This is a genomic window from Bacteroides oleiciplenus YIT 12058 (genome assembly GCF_000315485.1).
GTDB classification, from domain to species: domain Bacteria; phylum Bacteroidota; class Bacteroidia; order Bacteroidales; family Bacteroidaceae; genus Bacteroides; species Bacteroides oleiciplenus.
In genome coordinates this window covers 143,307-161,740 of the sequence record NZ_JH992941.1, presented here as the reverse complement: position 1 = coordinate 161,740, position 18,434 = coordinate 143,307, and the positions used below count along the sequence as shown (strand labels likewise).

Sequence of the window (18,434 nt, the reverse complement as noted above, 5' to 3'; positions counted from 1 at the left end):
CCCCTAATGGAAACTCGAGTTTCCTTTAATGGTAACGAGCGTTCCCTTTCGTGGAAACGCTCGTGACTCCTCATGGAAATAAATTAGCCTGACCTGATGGAAGAAGTATCTCCTTAATGGCTCTACTTCTGATTATATATCAGATTCATCTTTTCTATCTCTTCTGCTGTAAAGGTAGTGTTCTTTATTGCTTTCAGATTGTCGTCCAGTTGGGCTACGGAGCTTGCGCCTATGATGACGGAAGTCACCATTTCATCTTTCAACACCCACGCTAATGCCATTTCGGCAAGTGTCTGTCCGCGGAGGGTGGCAAGTTCGTTGAGGGCTTTAATCTTGTTCAGGACTTCTTCCGTCAGTGCTTCTTTCTTCAGGAAACCGCCTTTGGCGATACGTGAGTCTTCGGGAATGCCTTTCAGATAACGGTTCGTTAGCAGTCCTTGCGCCAACGGCGAGAAGGCGATGAAACCTGTTCCATTCTCTTTGGCCTGTTGCAGAATGCCTTCTTCCTCCGGCTCCCGATTGAACATATTATATCTTCCCTGATAAAGCAAACAATGCACATCTCTTTCTGCCAGATAGCGATAAGCAAATTCGGCGGCTTCTTTCGGGTATTTGGAGATGCCCACGTAGATGGCTTTGCCTTGGCGGACAATGTCGACGAGGGTTTGCAGTGTTTCTTCCAATGGAGTTTCCGGGTCGTAGCGGTGAGAATAGAAGATGTCTACATAGTCCAGATTCATCCGTTTCAGACTTTGGTTGAGGCTGTTCATCAGATACTTTCTAGACCCCCATTCGCCATAGGGGCCGGGCCACATGTCATGTCCTGCTTTGGTTGAGATGAACAGTTCGTCCCGGTAGGGGAGGAATGATTTCTTCATAATCATTCCGAAGGTTTCTTCGGCCGAGCCGTAGGATGGACCGTAGTTATTGGCAAGGTCGAAATGGGTGATACCTTGGTCGAAAGCGTAATGCGCCATCGCCTGAGAATTGGCAAACGTGTTTACGTCACCGAAGTTATGCCATAAGCCTAAGGAAATTTCGGGCAACAGGATGCCGCTTCGTCCGCACCGGCGGTACTTCATACCATTGTCATACCGGTTGCTGTCGGGAGAGTAAATGGGGTTTATCATGTTATTGAGTTTAAGAGATTGTTCGGATACAAAAGTATATAATTTTATCGTGTAGATCAGTGTATCTGCTTTTTATATTTCTCACCGACATACCAATAAGTTAATAGAGCAAATAAAAGTAAGTCTAAATACATCAGATTGAAAAGAATGATTATATTTGCCGAGTGATACTTTTTTAACTAATACTATATGGAGAACCAAAACTACATTATGAGGGAAATTACCCCCTTGTCCGACCGCGATTGTTTCTATATCGCCGACCGTCGTAAAACAGAGTTTACTTATCCCATCCATTGTCATGCCGAGTTTGAATTGAACTTTACGGAACATGCTGCCGGGGTTCGCCGGGTGGTGGGGGATTCTGCCGAAGTTATTGGAGACTATGATCTGGTACTGATAACCGGTAAGGAACTGGAACACGTGTGGGAACAATATGAATGTGATTCAAAGGAAATACGCGAAATAACGATTCAGTTCTCTCCTGATCTGTTTTTCAAGAATTTCATGAATAAGAACCAGTTCGACAGTATCCGTCATATGTTGGAGAAAGCACAGTGTGGCATCAGCTTTCCGATGCAGGCCATCATGAAAGTATATAACTGGCTGGACAGGCTGGCTTCCGAAGAACAGGGATTCTATGCAGTGATGAACTTTCTGCGCATCTTGTATGAGTTGTCTCAATATGACAATGCGAAAGTCCTGTCCAGTTCCTCGTTTGCCAAGATTGAAGTCTTCTCGGATAGTCGACGGGTACAACGGGTTCAGAAGTACATTGCCGATCATTATCAGGAAGATATTCGTCTGAATACTTTGGCAGATATGGTAGGTATGACCCCTGTCTCGTTCAGTCGTTTCTTCCGGCTGCGCACAGGCAGAACGCTTTCCGATTATATTATTGACATTCGTTTGGGGTCTGCCATACGTTTGTTGGTAGACTCGGCACATACCATTGCAGAAATCTGTTATGATTGCGGTTTCAATAACCTTTCTAATTTTAATAGGATATTCAAACGCAAGAAAGGCTGTTCGCCGAAGGAATTCCGGGAGAATTACAGGAAGAAGAAGATTGTGATATAATAGTATGTGTCCTGCTAAGCACGGGAAAAGGTAGTACTGACTGAATAACTATTCTTTATTTTGTTGAGTTTACATAGCTAGCATACTCTGTTAGTTGTTAGAAAGTTGAGCTTATTTGTGATAAAAATGAATAGTGTATGCTTTGGATAAAATAGTATCAAAGTATATGCTCGAATGTCCCTAATTTTGCACTATCACTTTTTAACGTTAATCTAATTGAATTATGAAACAGAGTAATAGTCTTTTTTTTATTGCGGTTTTGTTAAGTTTGGTAAGTTGTGCCAAAATGGAAGAAAAAAGGTATATGCCGGTTAATAAGAATGCAATGCCCGAAGTTGTGCAGCTACTGGATTTTTTATATTCCATACAAGGGAAGTATACACTGACGGGGATACATAATTTTGCTAGTGACATCAACCGTTACGATCAGGTGGTGGATTCTTTAACCGGAAAGACTCCTGTTATCTGGGGTTCCGATTTTAGCTTTAATGCTTTAGGAGAAAATCAATGTGATTTTCGTCATTGCGGACCTTTGAATCTGACTGTTCCGGGAAATAGAACTGTTCCTTGTGAAGTGCTCAACTTATCGACTACCCAGCAAAGACAGTTAATAGTGGATGCGGCAATTAAAAAATATCATGAAGGCCGTATTATTACTTTGATGTGGCATTGCTGCTGGCCTACCAATGGTGATGACTGCAATGGTGACGATATTTGGCGATGGGCCGATAATCTTCCAAGCCAGGAAGAGTGGGATGAACTGACAACTGATGGTACGGAACTCAATAACCTCTGGAAAAAACAAATGGATGGAATTGCAGTGTATCTGAAGCAACTTCAGGCTGCTGGTGTTCCTGTTTTGTGGCGTCCTTTTCATGAGATGAATGGTGTTTGGTTCTGGTGGTGTAACAAACCGGGTGAAAATGGCTTTAAGAAACTGTGGATTTCAATGTATAACTATCTGACTGATTATCATAAACTAAACAATCTGCTTTGGGTGTGGAATACGAATGCTCCCCGTAATAATCCCGGTGATGAGGCCGGTCCGTATGCCGATTATTATCCCGGCTCGGATTATGTGGACGTCTTGGCTGCTGACGTTTACCATGCCGATTGGAAACAATCGCACCACGACGAACTTGTTGCTTTGGGCAAGGGGAAGATTATATCTCTAGGTGAAGTGGGAGCTTTGCCTTCAACCGAAGTGTATGAAAATCAACCACAATGGTCTTGGTTTATGCCTTGGGGATATTTCATCCTGAATAGCGATAACGTGAAAATAGCCAAAGATATCTATAATCATCCGCGTAGTGTCAATCTTGACATGATAGATTTTTCTGACCAAACATATAAGTTGAAAAAATAGCCGTTTTGCTTTTCAATATGAGACTGTTGTTTATTAGCATATTGCTTTTACTTCCTGTTTTCTTTCATCTTGGGGAAATAAAAAGTCAGGATTATCCTTCCCACTCCATTTCTAATGGGATAATAACGGCTGGAATCTACTTGCCGGATAATGAGAATGGATTTTATAGGGCTTCAAGATTTGATTGGTCCGGCATTATATATGAATTGAAATATAAAGGATGTGATTATCTGGGACCATGGTATTCGAAACATAATCCTAGTGTTAATGATGCCATATGTGGACCGGCTGAAGAATTTGAAGAAATAGGATGGTATGATGAGGATAATGCGGATTTCCTGAAAATAGGTGTAGGTGGGCTTCGTAAACTTCAGGCAGAGAAATATGATAAATTTAAACTTTATGAGATGACCAATCCGGGAAAGTGGACTATAAACCGGTTGGATTGTAAGGTTCAGTTTATACATGAAGTTGAGGATGTGTCCGGCTATTCGTATCGATATACAAAATGTATTGAATTAGTTAACGGCAGTCCTAAATTGCTTATAAAGCATACATTGGAAAATACCGGAAAGAAATTGATCCGGACGAATGTCTACAACCACAATTTCTTTACGATAGGACATCTGCCCACTAATGCTGATGTAACAGTGAAGTTTCCGGAAGATGCGGTGAGAAGTATTGCTTATGACAAAAGCAATATTCTGAATATCGATAAAAACGAGATTGGATTTAGAAGACAACTTGCTGCTAATGAAAACGTAATGTTGTATAGCATATTGGGGGATAGTGTAACAAACGGACCTATCATTATAGAGAATCGGAAGCTAAAAGCAGGAGTACGTATCGTTTCTGATACCGGATATTCCACGGTTCACTTCTGGGCTTCGGAAAGAACATATTGCCCGGAGCCTTACATCCATATTGAAGTATTGCCTCAAAATAAAATATCCTGGGAATTTGAATATACTTTTTACGTAAAATGAAAAACAGTAGAGTCTATAACGCTAACAGATTTGCCTATGGAACATGAGTGATTGATAATTTTTTTGGAATATAATAAATTAAACTCTTTAAATAAGAACCTAAAAAATGAAAAACATGCAGAAACATTATGTAAAAGGAATAGATGCAAGGTCTTTGATAGCAAAGATACCTTTGTTTATGAAATTATGCTCTTTTTTGTTATTGATGAGTGTGAGCGTTACTTTCGCTAACGCTTACAGTGGTATGGGAAGTCTATCTTCTAATGAGATAATGCAATCTGGCATCACTGTTACCGGAACAGTGGTCGATACGGATGGTTTGACAATACCGGGGGTAAATATTCTTGTAAAAGGAACAACTATCGGAGTCATTACTGATATTGATGGTAATTTTAAAATTTCGGTACCTGATAAAGATGCAATTCTTACTTTTTCATTCGTTGGATTTATATCTCAGGATATCGTAGTTGGGAATCAAACAAACATTAAGGTCATTTTACAAATGAATGCACTGGAACTTGATGATGTGGTAGTTGTGGGATATGGTGTGCAAAAGAAGAAACTGGTGACAGGTGCAACTTCACAGGTGAAGGGCGAAGACATTACAAAGCTGAATACGGTAAATGCTTTAGGCGCATTGGCCAGTCAAACACCAGGTGTCAATATTACATCGTTGTCGGGTATGCCGGGCGAGGGCTTTAAAGTAGCTGTTCGTGGTTTGGGCACTGTGGGTAACTCAGAACCGCTATATATTATTGATGGCGTAACGGGAGGAGATATCAATTCCTTGAATCCTTCAGATATTGAGTCTATTGATATTTTGAAAGATGCTGCTTCAGCTGCTATCTATGGTGCACGTGCTGCAAACGGTGTTGTTTTGGTAACAACAAAACAGGGACGTACAGGTAAGTTGGATGTTACATTGGATACTTATATCGGTTGGCAGAATGTATATAAGAAACCGGAACTTCTGAATGCCCAACAATATGTGGAAATAATGAATGAGGCATACGCCAATGATAACAGAACCATAGATTGGGCTAATCTTGTGCCAGATTGGAATAGAATTCAGAGTGGTTGGGAAGGTCCGCAGTGGTTTGAAAGTGCATTGAATAAGAATGCTTTTATCAGAAATCATTCGCTGAATATCAGTGGCGGTAGCGAGCGTTCTGTATTCTCAGTAGGTATCTCAAATACAAGTCAGGAAGGTACTATCGGCAAACCGGTTGCTCCGGTTTATGAAAGAACAACTGTTCGTATCAATTCAGAGCATACCTTATATAAATATAATAATTTAGAGGTATTGAAATTTGGGGAGAACATCAATTTCAATGCTGGCAGCAAGAATGGAATTGCTATTGGCAACATGGATTCTAACAGTATATATAGACTGATGAATACTTATCCGGTTTTTGATGTGTATGATGCTGACGGTAACTATACAACTGCTATTCCTCTTAATAGTAGTAGAGCCAATCCTATCGGTATCATGGATTATGAACATGGACAAAATGAAACCAAAACTTATGGTCTTCATGCAAATGCTTATCTTGTATTGCAACCCATTAAGAATTTGAAGTTCAGAAGCAGCTTTGGTGTACGTTACTCACAAAACAACTATAGAAAGTTTGCTCCTGTATATAATCTGTCAAGTGACAATTTCAGAAATGAAAATGAAGTACAGCAGAGAATGGCCACGCGAATGAACTGGATGATTGAAAACACAGTCAACTATGTCTTCTCGGCAGGTCGTAATAATTTTGATGTATTACTAGGACAATCTGTGGAAAATAATGGTTTGGGCATGAGTATGAATGGTTCAAATAAGAATTCTCTATTTAATGATTTTGAACACGCTTATTTGGATAATACGAAAGTGATTCTTCCCGGTTCAACAACTCTTGGTGGTGCCCCGATAGCTCCTCATAAGATGGCGTCATTTTTTGGTAGGGTTAACTATGATTATAATGAAAAATACATGTTGACCTTTGTAATGAGAGCCGACGGTTCATCTAATTTCAAGCGTGGGAAACGTTGGGGATATTTTCCTTCGATATCAGCCGGATGGGTACTTACCAATGAATCGTTTATGGAAAGAGTAACCTCATTTATGGATTTCTTTAAATTAAGAGCAAGCTGGGGACAAAACGGTAATCAATCTATTGATGGGTTCCAATATTTATCTACCATTGATTTTAATGCCCGCTATTTCTTCGGTACTGATAAGGGCTCTATTTCTACTGGCGCTTATCCTGATATTCTGGCAAATGAAGACGTTACTTGGGAAACGTCAGAACAGATTAATGTTGGTTTTGACGCTCGTTTTCTGAGAAGTCGTTTAGGGGTTGCATTTGATTATTATGTAAAAAACACTAAGGACTGGCTGTTGAGGGCTCCGGCATTAACAAGTTACGGTTCGGGAGCACCTTATGTAAATGGTGGTGATGTGCAAAATAAAGGTATTGAACTGGGGTTGACTTGGAGAGATCAGGTAGGTGACTTTTCTTATGGTTTGAGCTATAATATTGCGCATAACAAGAATGAAGTAACCAAGATTAATAACAGTGAACAGATAATCTATGGTAGCACAGGTACCTTGTTCAGAAATAGTGATGAGATGTATCGTGCACAAGTGGGCTATCCCATTGGCTTTTTCTATGGCTACAAAACTGCCGGAGTTTTTCAGAGCCAAGCCCAGATAGATGCTTATCAGGGAGCTAAATATGACAATGTACAACCTGGTGACTTGATTTTTGTCGATACTAATAAAGACAACAAGATTGACTCTAAAGACCGTACTATGATTGGAAATCCTTATCCTAAGGTTAATATGGGTTTTAATGTTAATATGGAATATAAAGGATTTGACTTGAATATTGCAACCGTTGCTGTTTTGGGTAATCAGATTGCACAATCATATAGGAATTATAAAGATGAGCCATTGGATAATTATACAACGGAAATATACGGACGCTGGCATGGCGAAGGAACATCCAATACATTGCCAAGATTAACGAGTACTTCTCATCTGAATTGGCAAAATATCTCTGACATATATATTAAGGATGGTGATTACTTTCGTATTCAGAATCTTGCTGTCGGATATGATTTTAAAAAACTCTTCCCACAGATGTTTCTTGAAAAAGCACGTTTGTACTTTGCTGTGCAGAACCTCTTGACAATTACCGGTTATTCAGGCATGGATCCGGAAGTTGGTTATGGCGATGGTCATAGCTGGGCATCAGGCATTGATATCGGCTCTTATCCTTCTCCGCGTACTATAATTGTAGGTTTCAATCTTAAATTTTAATTAGTCATGAAAAAGATACTATTATTATGCTTTTCTGTATGTATGTTTATGAGTTGCGAAAGCTTCCTGGATACAGATAACCTGACGAAGAAGGACTCTTCGAACTTCCCGAAGACGGAAGCTGACGTTGATATGCTGATAGCAGCGACTTATCAGACAATTGTCCAAATAGCTCCTCTGAATAATCCGTTTTATATGAGTGATTTAGCTTCTGATGACCGTTTTGGAGGTGCCGGACAGAGTGATAGGGATAATCGTGCTATCGGTCGTTTAAAACGCAATGGCGAGGAGCAGTATAAGAATCCCTGGCAGCAAATGTATGCTGCTATATTCAGAGTAAATACTATTTTGAAGGGTATGGATATGGTAACCTGGAGTAGTCAGGCAAATAGAGATGCTGTTGAAGGAGAAAGTCTGTTTCTTAGGGCTTATGCATATATGAATCTTTGCCGTACTTATGGAACAGTTCCTTTGGTGTTGACTACGGAGCAGGTTAATTTGCCTCGTGCGACTCCGGAAGAACTATGGGGACAAATTGCTTCGGATTTTAAAGCTGCCATTGAAAAAATGCCGGCTGTGAAATACCAGAGTATGGATAAGGCACGTTTAGGACATGCAACAAAGTGGGCTGCCGAATCTATAATGGCGCGGGCTTGGCTATTCTATACCGGTTATTATGAAAAGGAGAATATGCCTCTTGCTGAGGGTGGAAGTATTTCCAAAGATCAGGTCATTACATGGTTAGAAGATGTTGTTACTAATAGCGGACATGGACTTTTACCTAATTTTTGGTCATTATGGCCTTATAGTAATGAGGAAACATCCAAGGACTATAAGTATATGCAAAAAATAAAGACTGAATATGCTCAGGAATATGGCAATATTACTTGGATTAAAGAGGAAGGTGCCAATATCGAAAATATATTTGGTTACAAATATTCATCGTTGGCCGATACTTATGGCGAAAACCATGCTAATCAGCTTGTATTATATAGCTCTATTCGTGGCTGGGGAGTGTCTAATGCCGGTGCAGAGATGTTTCCTTTAGGCTTAGGCTGGGGAGGCGGAACGGTCAATTCTCAGTTGTGGGATGAATGGAAAGAGAATGAACCTGAAGACATTCGTCGTCAGGCATCCATTATGGACGTCAGAGATCCGAATGAAATGGAGAAATATACCTGGGGTGGAGATGGACAAATGGAAGAAACCGGCTATTGGAATAAGAAGTATATTGCTATGAATGCTAAAAGAAAAAATGCAGAGGGCGGTACTGATTTTGTGAATTATAGTTGTATTTTATTCAATGCTCCGGATGATTACAGAAAGAATAATACTCAGGATACATATATTATGCGTTTCTCAGATGTACTCTTAATGTTAGCCGAACTTACGAAAGATGTATCTTATATAAATCAGGTAAGAGATAGGGCTGGTTTGCCTGGATTGCAAGCATATACGGATGAAGCATTGCGTAATGAACGCAGACATGAATTATGCTTTGAAGGCATTCGCTACTATGATTTGCTGCGTTGGCATATTGCCGGTACACAGTTGAACAAGAAGAACGGAGTACCTATTTGCAATGCTGGTGTATGGACTACAGCAAACTTTGGCGATATGCAGAAAAGAGTTGAAGAAACAGGTGGATTCTTTCCTATACCTGTAAGCCAGGTTAATCTCTCGGCAGGTGTCTTAGTACAGGATCAGGCGTGGGAAGGTGCCGGTGCAATTTATACGGACTAAAATATAGAAAGAACATGAAAAATAGAATATTCTTTTTTATCTGTCTGTTGAGCATGAGTATCTCTATATACGGGCAAATAATAAAAAGTAGCATACATACCACTCAGCCAGAGCAATATAGTAAAGTTGAAGTTGATATTGAACTGATGCAGAAGTTTAATAATCCCTATATGCAGGAAGAGGCTGCCTTGGATATGTTGATTGTTACTCCTTCGGGGAAAGAACAAGTATTGCCTTGTTATTTTGTATCGGAGAAGGAACGTAATATCTCTTGTTGGAAGGCAAGGTATGCTCCCCAAGAGAGCGGGCTATATCAATACAAAATTCAATTGACGAAGAAAGGAAAGAAGAAAACGACTTCAAAGGCATTGAACTTTGAAGTGGTTAAATCGAAGAACCCCGGCTTCTTACATGCAAAATCAGATTGGATATTAGAATTTGACAATGGTTGTCCTTTCCGGGGGATTGGAGAAAATATATGTTGGGAATCGAGGGATGAGGATGACTCGAAGTTCTTTAAACAACTTCATGAAAAGGCAGAACTCTATAATTATGATTATCTGTTGACTGAGTTTGCGAAGAATGGTGGAAACTTTTTCCGTACATGGATGTGTTCCTGGAATTTGCCAATTGATTATAAAAGTTCGTTCAATAATGTACGCTATACCCCAAGTGACGAATATTATAATCCGAGTGCACTTGCACGTATGGATTATCTGGTGGAGTTATCGGAAAGTCTGGACTTATATATTATGCTGACATTAGGGCAAGGCGGCTATTTAACAAGAGATCGTGGTGTTGTGGATAATGCCGAAGACTTCTTTGTCAGTAAAAAGGCACGTGCCTGGTATAAGAACCGGTTACGCTATATTGTAGCCCGTTGGGGATATAGTACCTCTATTGCTATGTGGGAATTCTTTAATGAAGTTGACAATGTGCAATTCCAAAATAAGAATAATCCTATCGATGGAAAAGTGATTGCTGACTGGCATGATGAAATGAGTACTTATATGAAGCAGATAGATCTTTATCGTCACATTGTTACTACCAGCATTTCACATCGGGATATTGAAGGCTTAAACTCTATCAAGAATATAGATATTAACCAAAAGCATATATATAATAATACATCGAGTATACCTGCCGAAATTGAACGGTATGTTCAGGAGTTTGGCAAACCCTACATAATCGGAGAATTTAGCAGGGAATGGGATTGGTCAAAGAACTTTGATGATTTCTCTCACGAAATGGATGTCGATTTCAAACGCGGTGTATGGTATGGACTGTTTTCTCCAACCCCGGTTACACCAATGAGTTGGTGGTGGGAGTATTTTGATGCTCGTGGTTTGACACCATATTATCGGAAAGTTAGAGAAGTTAGTGATAGAATGCTTGCTGCCGGTAGGGGCTCTTTCGAATCCTTAACCGTAAAAGCAGGAACGTCCCATGCCTTTGGCGTAAAATGCGGAGAAGAGATATTTGTGTATTTGTTTAATCCTGAGCATGCGACCCTTATTACTAATGTCATTATACCGGTTTCTGGGGGACGGAAATATAAAGTGCAGGCTATTGATCCAACAATGTTGGTTACTAAAGATATTCTGGATATCAATTATACATCTTCTTCTGTGAACTTGAAGGAAATAATCTTAGGTGCCGAGAAAGAAGTGATATATATCTTAACTCCACTGACTGAATAGAATAAAGATTAATATGAAAACTTTAATTGTTGATATAATGAAGAATAACTATTTGAAGGCTTTTGCTATAATGTCGTTTATGGCATGTGGTGTAGGGGCATTGAGTGCCCAGGAAATAGAAGCATGGGTTACGAACGCCGATCGTTCTATGCTTTTCCAGCAACAACCGGAAAAAATAACTTTAGGGGCTGAAGAGGGGAAAGGATTACCTATTATTATAGATGATCGTCAGGAGTTTCAAACGATAGATGGATTTGGATTTGCATTGACAGAAGGAAGTGCATTTCATCTTCATCATATGAGTGCTCCTGCCCGTGAGCAGATATTAAAAGAAATGTTTGCAACTGATGGAAACAGTGTTGGCTTTAGCTATATACGATTAACTTTGGGAGCATCGGACTTGAATAATTTTGTTTATTCCTATAATGATTTGCCAGAGGGAAAAAAGGATGTAGAAATGAAGAAATTCAGTTTGGGACATGATTATGATGATGTAATCCCGGTAATGAAAGAAATTCTGAAAATTGTTCCGGATATTAAGATTATGGCATCACCTTGGTCTGCTCCTGCATGGATGAAGGAAAGCTTTAATGTGCGAGGTGGCGCACTTAAAAATGAATACTACAATGCTTATGCCCGCTATTTTACAAAATATGTTCAGGCTATGGAGAAAGAAGGGATAAACATTGATGTGGTTACCGTGCAAAATGAACCCCTTAATTCACGCAATACTCCAAGTATGCCTTGGTACTGGCAACAGCAGAATGAATTTGTAAGAGACCATTTAGGTCCGGCCTTTAAAGCTGCCGGTTTAAAAACTAAGATTGTTATTTTTGACCACAACTGTGATCGTCCGGATTATCCATTGGCTATATTAAGCGATCCTGTTACTAGTCAATATGTAGATGGATCTGCCTTTCATCACTATCGTGGTTATATGAGTGGCATGAGCATTGTGCATAGAGCACGTCCGGATAAAAATATCTATTTTACCGAGCAGATGCTGACAGAGCGTCCTGACAGCAAATCAATCAATATAGCGTCGTCCGTAAGGCGTTTGGTGGTTGATGTAACCCGCAATTGGAGTAAGAACTCTATTTTGTGGAATTACGCTGCCGATCCACAGAATGACCCACATACGGATAACGGTGGCTGCTCTATGTGTCAGGGTGCGATTACTATCGACGGAGATAAAGTTACTCGTAATATCGCATATTATGCGATGGCACATGCCTCCAAATTTGTTCGTCCCGGCTCGGTACGTATATCATCTACCGATGCTTTCGATCCGGGAGTGGATATCACAGAAGATGAAGAACGTGCTGAAGTGCGTCGTGCGACAGTTGTGGAACATAGCAATGTTTTGCCTAATGTTGCTTTCAAAACTCCTGATGGAAAGATAGTTTTGATTGTTGCTAATGATAGTTGGTCACAACAGGCTGTTAAGATACAATACAATGGTCGTTTTGCCAATTTACGTTTGGCTCCCGGGTCTGTAGGAACATTCATTTGGTAAATATAGGACGTTATATTTATGAGTATTGATAGAAGAAAATTTATCAAAAGCATAGGACTGGGCACCATTATGCTGGGTGCCCATCCTTTCGCTGCATTGTCTTCGGGGATTGTTTTGCCCGATGAGGGTGGTTCGTTAGATAAGGATGCTTATACGGATGATGGTTCTCAGGTACAGATAGGTGATAATATCGCTATTGCTGAAACGGAGTATGGAAAGGTGAAAGGATACATTATGCGTGGTATCTATACTTTTCTGGGCATTCCCTATGCTGCTGAAACATCCGGTAAAAACCGCTTTATGCCGCCTCGTAAACATGAACCGTGGACGGGTATCCGGCCTGCTGTCTTTTATGGCAATACTGCTCCTCAAGATGTGTATAGCCGTGCTTCTACTTCTTATGATATGTTTGTAGATCACTGGAATTATGATGAAATCAGCGAAAACTGTCTCTGCCTTAATATTTGGACACAAGATATTACTGACGGTAAGAAACGTCCGGTAATTGTTTGGCTGCATGGTGGTGGTTTTACACGAGGCAACGGCATAGAACAAGATGGATATAACGGAGAGAATATTACACGATATGGTGATGTTGTCTATTGCTCTGTCAATCATCGTTTGGGCGTTTTTGGATTTACTGATTTGTCTGCTTTTGGAGAGAAATATAAAGACTCGGGTAATGCTGGCTTATTGGATATGGCTGCTGCTATACGATGGATACATGACAATATCTCCAATTTTGGTGGTGATCCTGATAATATAACTGTTATAGGGCAGTCAGGTGGTGGTGCTAAGGTTTGTTTGTTAGCTACCATGCCCGAGATGCGTGGTCTAATTCATAAAGGGGTGTCATTGAGCGGGTCGGCAGTCCGTGCTAATCAGCCAAAGTATTCGCGGTTATTAGGTGAGTATATCGTAAAAGAAGCAGGGCTTTCCGCAGCAGAAATGGATAAACTTCAGGATATGCCTTGGAGAGATTATATGACATTGGCCTACCGTGCTGCTGCCCGAATGGAGAAAGAAGAAGGAGGTTCCGGGATGGTTAGAGGTAGCTTTGGACCGGTAGGAGATGGAGTGCATCTTCCCGAAGGAGAGTTTTTTAGTAATGCTTCTTCTCCTGATATACCAATGATATTCTGTACTACATTTCATGAATGGGGAGTGAATCGTGCAGACTCCAGTCAGGAAGGAATAACGGCTGTACAGGCTATCGAACAATTATCCGACCCTTATGGCGAAAAGGCTGAAGAAATTTATAATGCATATGCCCGTAATTTTCCGGAAGCAAAGCCGATAGAAGTTCTGATATTAGTCCGTTCAAGCCGTTTGTCGGTTATTGAGGCTGCAACGGCGAAGAAAAAACAGAAATCTCCTGTCTATATGGCATGGTTTGGCTTTTGCCCATCTTTGTTTGATGGACGTATGCGTGCATTTCATTGTTTGGATATAAGTTTCTGGTTGTTGAATACAGATTTAATGATAACGCATTCCGGTGGAGGCGCCCGCCCACGTAAACTATCGTATAAAATGGCAGATGCCTTATTGAACTTTGCTCGGACAGGTAATCCAAATTGTTCATCTTTACCGAAGTGGCCGGAGTTTTCAATAAAAGGTGGTGAAACTATGGTACTGAATGATATATGCGAAGTGAAAAATGATCCTGACAGGGAAGGGCGCACTGTTTTGTTGAATAGTTTAAAGCAGTAAATGCTTCTAGAAATAATGCTTATGTACGGATTAAATTTTTAAATGATGAAAATAAAGGTATTAGTTATTATAATATGGGCTACCGTTATAAATGGTATGACGCAGGTTGTCAGGGCTCAGCAGAAGGAAAATACATTTAGCACTGAAGGTTGGTGGAAACCTGCCGAACCGCCCTTTTCTCCGGTAGTTAATGATGATAATAGTATCACTTTCAGAGTGAAAGCGCCGGATGCACAAAAGGTTATCCTGCATTTTGATGAATGGGATATATTGTCAAAACCAATGGTAAAAGATGGGCAGGGAGTCTGGTCGATCACCATTGAACCTGTGGCTCCACGCTTATACCAATATCTCTTTGAAATTGATGGTATCCGTACCATTGATTTTGCCAACCCTGTGGTAAAAGTCGGTACTTCTGTTTATGGTAGTGTGGTGGAAGTACATGGCACTCCATCCCGTTATGATGAGTTACAGAACGTACAACATGGAGAAGTACATATTGTGAAATACACATCAACTCCCTTGAAGAAGCCTCGTGAGATGTATGTATATGTTCCGGCTGAATATCGAAAAGAGCGAAAGAAAACTTTTCCGGTTCTTTATTTGCGTCATGGTGGGGGAGATAATGAAAGTAGCTGGGTGAAGGATGGACGGGCTGCCATTATTTTAGATAATCTGATAGCTTCGGGCAAGGCTATACCTATGCTGATTGTGATGTCCAACGGTTTGACTGATGGGTCTTGGGCAGGTGGAAGTACTGTTGAAGGAATGGATACATTGGAGGAGGAACTTTTGATGGATATAATTCCCATCATAGAACAGAACTATAAAGTTGAAAAAAACAAGAAATATAGGGCTATTGCCGGTCTTTCTATGGGTGGCGGTCAGGCTTATGTGCTTGGTTTGCGCAATCTGGATAAGTTCTCTTATATTGGTCAGTTTAGTGCGGGAATAATAGGAGATGGTAAGTTTAGTCATGATACTTACACTCCCGGAGTAATGGATACTCCGGCAAACATCAATAAACAACTTCAACTACTGTGGATTAGCTGCGGAACAAAAGACCCTCGTTATGATGGACACGTCGCTTTTGTAGAGGAACTTAAGCAACAGGGAGTGAATTGTGAGTTTCATGATGCCGTTTACGGACATGAGTGGGAGTTCTGGCGGCAGCAATTACGCGACTTTTTACAGAGATTGTTCATGTAGGTGATTTTAATAACAAATAATTATAAATATAGATGGAAACTTTTAAAGATAAGGTATCAAAGCTTTTTCAGGAACATGAAGCATTGATTACAAGAAAGAATATACCTGTAGAAAATGGTAATGGCATATTTACGCGCTATAAATATCCGGTAGTGACAGCGGCGCATACTCCCGTGTTCTGGCGTTACGATTTGGATGAGAATAACAATCCTTATTTAATGGAGCGCATAGGGATCAATGCTGCGATGAATTCCGGTGCTATCAAGTGGAATAGTAAATATCTGATGGTTGTGCGTGTGGAAGGTGCAGACCGTAAATCATTCTTTGCCATAGCCGAAAGTCCTAATGGGATAGATAACTTTCGTTTTTGGGACTACCCCATCACTATGCCCGAAGATATGGTCCCGGCTACTAATATTTATGATATGCGCCTCACAGCTCATGAGGACGGTTGGATTTATGGCGTCTTCTGTGCAGAGCGTCACGACAACAATGCGTCTTTGGGGGATTTATCTTCGGCCACAGCTACGGCCGGCATTGCACGTACTAAAGATTTAAAGCACTGGGAACGCCTGCCGGACCTGAAGACGAAGAGCCAACAGCGCAATGTGGTGCTTCATCCTGAATTCGTTGACGGTAAGTATGCACTTTATACCCGTCCGCAAGATGGATTTATTGATGCCGGTAGCGGCGGTGGCATCGGTTGGGCTCTGGTAGATGACATGACACATGCAGAAGTGAAAGAGGAAAAAATCATCGACCAGCGTTACTATCACACCATTAAAGAAGTGAAGAACGGTGAGGGTCCCCATCCTATAAAGACACCTAAAGGCTGGCTGCACTTGGCCCACGGTGTACGTGCTTGTGCAGCCGGATTACGTTATGTGCTCTACATGTATATGACCGCTTTGGATGATCCTACCCAACTAATAGCTGCTCCCGGTGGCTATTTTATGGCTCCCGAAGGAGACGAACGCATTGGCGATGTGAGCAATGTGCTTTTCTCCAATGGCTGGATTGCTGATGAAGATGGTAAGGTTTTCATCTACTATGCTTCTTCGGATACGCGGATGCATGTGGCTACTTCTACGGTTGATAAACTGGTGGACTATTGTATGAATACTCCGGTTGATGGCTTGTCTTCTTCTGCTTCTGTGGAGACGTTGAAGAGGCTAATTGACAAGAACCTTAAACAAAATCTTAATTTATTTAGATATTAAATATTAGCTGACAGCGTTCTGCACAGAATTAATATTTTATATTTGATACCTAATATTTAGTATCATGGCAACACTGAAAGAGAAAATTGGTTATGGTTTTGGCGATATGTCTTCTTCTATGTTCTGGAAGATATTCTCCTATTATCTGCCTATATTTTATTCAAATATATATGGTTTGAGTCTGGCGGATACCGGTGTCCTGTTGCTGGTGACGCGCATTTGGGATGCCGTCTCTGATCCGATGATGGGGATAATAGCTGACAGGACGCATACACGTTGGGGGAAATACCGTCCTTATCTGTTATGGATTTCCCTTCCGTTTGCCGTTTGTGGTGTATTGATGTTTACCACTCCGGATTTTGGGGCGACGGGTAAGCTGGTCTGGGCATATGTCACGTATATCATGATGATGACGGTCTATACGGCTATCAATGTGCCTTATGGCGCTATGCTTGGAGTAATGACAGATGACTCGGATACGAAAACCGTGTTTTCTTCTTACCGGATGTTTTTTGCCTATGGAGGCAGTTTTATTGCGTTGTTTGCCTGGGAGCCGTTGTGTACATGGTTTAAGGATATGACTGGTTCAGTGCATATCAGTTGGCAATATTCTATGATAGTGATTGCTACTCTATGCTTCCTCTGTTTCCTGCTTTGTTTCCGGATGACACGCGAATATGTGAAAACCGTGTCTACTGCTTCTATCGGGAAAGACTTCAAGTCTTTGCTGGCTAATGTTCCCTGGTGGCTGCTTATCGGGGCGGCACTGTGTTCCAATCTCTTTTGTACGGTGCGGGGTGCTACGGCTGCTTATTTCTTTAAAGATTATATTGGTGACAGTATATTCCTGAACTTGGGTGATTTCACAATTTTGTTCTATGCCGGATTGTTCCTTGGTGTGGGCGAAGTGTCGAATATGATAGGAGTAGTGCTGGCTGTACCTCTTTCACGCGGATTGGGTAAGAAATCCACTTATATCCTGACGATGGCTGTACTGGCTGTATTGAGCATTTTGTTCTTCTATCTGCCTTGTACGCCGGTGGGCTTCTGGCTGATGCTGGTGATGCAGGTCATCATTTCAATCTGTACGGGCATTGTGTCTCCGCTTGTCTGGAGTATGTATGCCGACGTTTCTGATTATGCCGAGTTAAAAGACGGTACAGCGTCCACGGGACTGATATTCTCTTCTTCGTCGATGGCGCAGAAGTTTGGCGGTGCCTTCGGAGGGGCGGCTGTGATGTGGATACTTGCGGCGTTCGGCTATAACACTGCAGAGGGAGTGGTGCAGACAGAGGAGGCGTTGACGGGGTTAAACTTGCTGATGAGTTGGATTCCTGCTGCTGTGGCTGTGCTGGCAATAGTGGTTGTATACTTTTATCCGCTGACGAAGGACCGGGTGGCAGAGATTAATGAGAAACTGAAACCTATCAGAAATTCTCTTTAATGGTGTGTAGTTTGATTCTATAT

At 41.1% G+C, this 18,434-nt stretch carries 12 protein-coding genes; 11 read left to right on the top strand and 1 reads right to left on the bottom strand.

Annotated elements, in window-relative coordinates:
* Positions 1 to 122: 122 nt before the first annotated feature.
* The gene (locus tag HMPREF9447_RS08885) at positions 123 to 1,130 is read right to left on the bottom strand and encodes an aldo/keto reductase (protein ID WP_009129380.1); all 1,008 of its coding nucleotides are present in this window, start codon (positions 1,128 to 1,130) and stop codon (positions 123 to 125) included.
* A 189-nt stretch (positions 1,131 to 1,319) separates the two neighbouring features.
* Here HMPREF9447_RS08885 and HMPREF9447_RS08880 point away from each other — a divergent pair, with 189 nt between their 5' ends.
* The 11 genes from HMPREF9447_RS08880 (at position 1,320) to HMPREF9447_RS08830 (ending at position 18,411) form a co-directional block, all read left to right on the top strand.
* On the top strand, positions 1,320 to 2,207 hold the full coding sequence (locus tag HMPREF9447_RS08880) for a helix-turn-helix domain-containing protein (RefSeq protein WP_009129379.1): 888 nt from the start codon (positions 1,320 to 1,322) through the stop codon (positions 2,205 to 2,207).
* A 286-nt stretch (positions 2,208 to 2,493) separates the two neighbouring features.
* Positions 2,494 to 3,573 carry a glycoside hydrolase family 26 protein gene (locus tag HMPREF9447_RS08875; RefSeq protein ID WP_244267598.1) on the top strand — a complete coding sequence of 360 codons (1,080 nt, stop codon included), beginning with the start codon at positions 2,494 to 2,496 and terminating at the stop codon, positions 3,571 to 3,573.
* Between the two features lie 17 nt (positions 3,574 to 3,590).
* A complete protein-coding gene (locus HMPREF9447_RS08870; RefSeq protein WP_009129377.1) occupies positions 3,591 to 4,559 on the top strand; it encodes a hypothetical protein in 969 nt (322 codons plus the stop codon).
* A gap of 115 nt (positions 4,560 to 4,674) precedes the next feature.
* Complete coding sequence (locus tag HMPREF9447_RS08865) at positions 4,675 to 7,869, top strand: SusC/RagA family TonB-linked outer membrane protein (protein WP_009129376.1); 3,195 nt, start codon at positions 4,675 to 4,677, stop codon at positions 7,867 to 7,869.
* Between the two features lie 6 nt (positions 7,870 to 7,875).
* Entirely contained in the window at positions 7,876 to 9,612 is a 1,737-nt protein-coding gene (locus HMPREF9447_RS08860; RefSeq protein ID WP_009129375.1) for a RagB/SusD family nutrient uptake outer membrane protein, read from the top strand.
* A 14-nt stretch (positions 9,613 to 9,626) separates the two neighbouring features.
* Positions 9,627 to 11,312: a DUF5060 domain-containing protein gene (locus HMPREF9447_RS08855; protein WP_009129374.1), complete on the top strand. Its 1,686-nt coding sequence runs from the start codon at positions 9,627 to 9,629 to the stop codon at positions 11,310 to 11,312.
* Positions 11,313 to 11,325: 13 nt separating this feature from the next.
* Positions 11,326 to 12,828 carry a glycoside hydrolase family 30 protein gene (locus HMPREF9447_RS08850; protein WP_044137935.1) on the top strand — a complete coding sequence of 501 codons (1,503 nt, stop codon included), beginning with the start codon at positions 11,326 to 11,328 and terminating at the stop codon, positions 12,826 to 12,828.
* Positions 12,829 to 12,846: 18 nt separating this feature from the next.
* A complete protein-coding gene (locus tag HMPREF9447_RS08845) occupies positions 12,847 to 14,538 on the top strand; it encodes a carboxylesterase/lipase family protein (RefSeq protein WP_009129372.1) in 1,692 nt (563 codons plus the stop codon).
* 42 nt (positions 14,539 to 14,580) lie between these two features.
* Complete coding sequence (locus tag HMPREF9447_RS08840; protein WP_244267597.1) at positions 14,581 to 15,747, top strand: esterase; 1,167 nt, start codon at positions 14,581 to 14,583, stop codon at positions 15,745 to 15,747.
* A 32-nt stretch (positions 15,748 to 15,779) separates the two neighbouring features.
* On the top strand, positions 15,780 to 16,967 hold the full coding sequence (locus tag HMPREF9447_RS08835; protein WP_009129370.1) for a glycoside hydrolase family 130 protein: 1,188 nt from the start codon (positions 15,780 to 15,782) through the stop codon (positions 16,965 to 16,967).
* A gap of 64 nt (positions 16,968 to 17,031) precedes the next feature.
* The gene (locus HMPREF9447_RS08830; RefSeq protein ID WP_009129369.1) at positions 17,032 to 18,411 is read left to right on the top strand and encodes an MFS transporter; all 1,380 of its coding nucleotides are present in this window, start codon (positions 17,032 to 17,034) and stop codon (positions 18,409 to 18,411) included.
* Positions 18,412 to 18,434 lie beyond the last annotated feature (23 nt).